This window comes from Okeania sp. SIO2B9 (assembly GCF_010672505.1).
In the GTDB taxonomy this organism is placed as follows: Bacteria; Cyanobacteriota; Cyanobacteriia; order Cyanobacteriales; family Microcoleaceae; genus Okeania; species Okeania hirsuta.
Genome location: NZ_JAAHGK010000775.1, coordinates 1 through 3,764, shown reverse-complemented (window position 1 = coordinate 3,764; position 3,764 = coordinate 1). Strand labels below are relative to the sequence as shown.

At 35.8% G+C, this 3,764-nt stretch carries 2 protein-coding genes; both read left to right on the top strand.

Going from position 1 to position 3,764, the window contains the following annotated elements:
- Window positions 1-2,744, top strand: a 2,744-nt coding sequence (locus tag F6K13_RS23175; RefSeq protein WP_287288524.1) for a DEAD/DEAH box helicase, incomplete at its 5' end; no start/stop codon positions are given.
- Window positions 2,745-3,303: 559 nt separating this feature from the next.
- The coding region (locus F6K13_RS23170; protein WP_287288522.1) for an SWIM zinc finger family protein at window positions 3,304-3,764 on the top strand (461 nt) is incomplete at its 3' end.

Below are 3,764 nucleotides of genomic sequence, written 5' to 3'. Positions count from 1 at the left end.
TTGCAAGATGGAATCTTCACTTATTAGCAAGATGTAAATTTTTACCAACTATTGAACAACAATCAAATGAACAAATTTTTGCTATTTGGCAACCCTTACTTGATAGTGCTACAGACCAAAATCGACTGAAAAATTTTACTCTACAAATGCCTCTTGTTTGTCGCACATATCAACTAGATTGGCAGTCGCCTATTTCCTTAGAAAATCTACAAATAATCCCCCAAAATAACACTTCAAAATTACCAAACCTCAGAGCAAGTCAAGAACTACTCCAAGATTTCTTGCAAAAAACAATAGACACACAAATTAGACAAATATCATCCGAAATATCTCAAACAGAAATTTCCTCATTAAATCCGGTAATTAAACAATGGTTAAAATCCTTATTAGCCAAATCAGCTTTAAAATTACCTGCCACTAAAGAAACACAGCAAATTAGCAAAATACTTGAGAATTGGCAATCTCCCCTACAACAATATCAAACTACAGAAAATCAATTTATTACCTGTTTTCATCTTCATTCACCATCCAACAATTCCAAAGATTGGATTCTAGAATATTGTCTTCAGGCAATAGACGATCCAGAATTTTTAGTCGATGCCAAGACAATTTGGAAAAATCCTGTAGCAAGTTTCAACTATCAAGGAAGAACAATTAAATTTCCTCAAGAAACACTGCTAAGTGGCTTAGGTTTAGCATCAAGAATTTATCCAACTATTGAACCTAGTTTACAACAAGCAACTCCCCAAAGTTGCCAATTCACTCCACACCAAGCTTATGAATTTATTAAAAGTGGGAGTTGGCGGTTTACAGACAGTGGTTTAGGAGTGATTTTACCACCTAGTTTAGCTAATAGAGAAGGATGGGCTTCCCGCTTAGGTCTAAGTATTCGTGCCCAAGCTCCAAAAATTAAAAAAACTGAAAGACTAGGCTTAAAAAGTCTCCTCAATTTTCAGTGGGAATTGTCCATTGGAGGTCAGAAATTAACCAAAGCCGAATTTAATAGATTAGTTGCAAAAGATAGTCCCTTAGTAGAAATTAACGGCGAGTGGGTCGAACTACAACCCCAAGATGTGCGGGCAGCCCAAAATTTCTTTGCTAGTCGTCAAGACGAAATGGCCTTATCTTTAGAAGACGCTTTGCGATTGGCCACAGGAGACACTCAAGTTATGGAAAAGTTACCCGTCGTTAATTTTGAAGCTGGCGGTCAACTCCAAGAACTTCTGGACACTTTAACAAATAATCGTTCCTTAGAGGAAATTCCGACTCCAAAGAATTTTCGGGGCGAACTACGGCCTTATCAAGCACGGGGCGTAAGTTGGTTAACATTTTTGGAACGTTGGGGTTTGGGTGCTTGTTTGGCAGATGATATGGGTCTCGGTAAGACTATCCAAACAATAGCATTTCTTCTCAATCAACAAGAACAAGAATTACTAGAAGCACCCACATTATTAGTATGCCCAACTTCAGTATTAGGGAACTGGGAACGGGAAGTTAAAAAATTCGGACCAACCTTAAAAGTAATAGTACATCATGGTGATAAACGTGCCAAAGGTAAAGAGTTTCTCAAAGTAATTAAAGACAAACATTTAGCAATAACCAGTTACGCTTTATTGTATCGAGATGAAAAAACATTACAGACAATAAAATGGCAAGCAGTAATAGTTGATGAAGCTCAAAATATCAAAAATCCAGAGGCAAAACAATCTCAAGCTGTGAGAAAATTAGAAGCATCCTTTAGAATTGGTTTAACAGGAACTCCCGTAGAAAATCGCCTTTCAGAATTATGGTCAATTTTAGATTTTTTGAATCCTGGATATTTAGGAAAAAAACAATTTTTCCAACGTCGCTTTGCTATTCCTATTGAAAAATATGGAGATACAAATTCATTACAAACTTTGCGTTCTCTGGTGCAACCATTTATTCTACGTAGGCTCAAAACTGATAAAGATATTATTCAAGACTTGCCAGAAAAACAAGAAAATACTATCTTTTGCCCACTAGCAAATGAGCAAGCAAAACTTTATCAAGACATAGTTGAAACTTCCTTAGCAGAAATTGAAGCTGCTGATGGGATTCAGCGGAAAGGTAAAGTTTTAGCCCTATTAGTAAAACTCAAACAACTTTGTAATCATCCCGTACTTCTGCAGATTAAAAAAGGTAGTAGGAAAAAAGTAGAAATTAGCCATAAAAACTCAGGAAAGCTACAACGTTTATCTGCCATGTTAGAAGAAATAATTTCAGAAACAGAAAGAGCTATTATTTTTACTCAATTTGCCGAATGGGGAAAAGTTTTACAACCTTATTTGCAAGAAAAATTAGGTAGAGAAGTATCATTTTTATATGGAGCAACTCGCAAAAATCAAAGAGAAGAAATGGTAGACAGATTCCAACAAGACCCTCAAGGTCCACCAGTAATGATTCTTTCTTTAAAAGCGGGAGGTACTGGTTTAAATTTAACTCGTGCTAATCATGTTTTTCACTTTGATAGATGGTGGAATCCAGCAGTAGAAAATCAGGCTACAGACCGGGTATTTAGAATTGGTCAAACCCGGAATGTTCAGGTACATAAATTTGTCTGTACTGGAACTTTAGAAGAAAAAATACACGACTTAATTGAAAGTAAAAAAGAACTAGCAGAACAAGTAGTAGGTGCAGGAGAACAATGGTTAACTGAACTAGATACAGACCAGTTGAGAAACTTATTAATACTTGATAGAAATAAAGTAATTGAAGAAGAGTAAATTTGAGTTATTGAAAAATCAGGAGTCAGGAGTCAGGAGTCAGGAGTCAGGAGTCAGGAGAAAGAAAAGTGCTTTTCGGTCTTCAATAATTAATAATTAATAATTAATAATTAGGGTTTGCTGAAAAAGTCTTTTAGTAAGGGAAGACCCACCCCTAACCCCTCCCAGGAGGGGAGGGGAAGACAGGATAAATGGGAATGAGCGAGAAGGTAGGAGTAAGAATGGTCCCAAAATTTTTCTGCCCAACTATAAGCCTAAAATACGCTCCTTTTTGAGCATCAAGAGCTGAAAACCAGGTACTTTTTTCGACCCCAAAAAGGCACTTGTCTTTATCTGTCAATACTTTTCCTAATTAATAATTACCTCTCCTTAACTTAAAACTCAGACAACGCAAGATTTTTCCTTTTTACTTCTTACTTCCTCATCAAATTTGAGACTTAATTTCTTCCTTCTTCCTTCTTCCTTCTTCCTTCCTACTTACTCATCAAATTGGAGACTTAATTTCTTCCTTCTTCCTTCTTCCTTCTTACTTCTTCCTTCTTCCTTCTTAATAAAAAAAATGACTAACTATAACAACTCACAAAACGACAAAGAATGGTGGACTCAACAATGGATAGACTTGTTAAATTCTTATCGGTTTAAAAAACGATTAGAACGGGCAAGAAATTATGCCAGACAAGGAAACGTTCTGAGTCTAGAATTTAAAGACAAAGAAATTATTTCCCAAGTTCAAGGGACAGCTCCAGAACCTTATAAACAATCATTATGGTTAGATACTTTTAGTGATGAAGACTGGAATTATGTCATTGAAACAATGTCACAAAGAGCAATTTTTACTGCCAAATTATTAGCAGGAGAAATGCCTCAAAATATAGAAGAAGTTTTTGCTACTAATGGTTTAAGACTATTTCCATTTACCTTAGATGATATCCATGCTAAATGTGACTGCCCTGACAAAGCTAGAGTTTGTAAACATATTGCAGCAGTTTATTATATCTTAGGCGATCGCTTTAGTGAAGA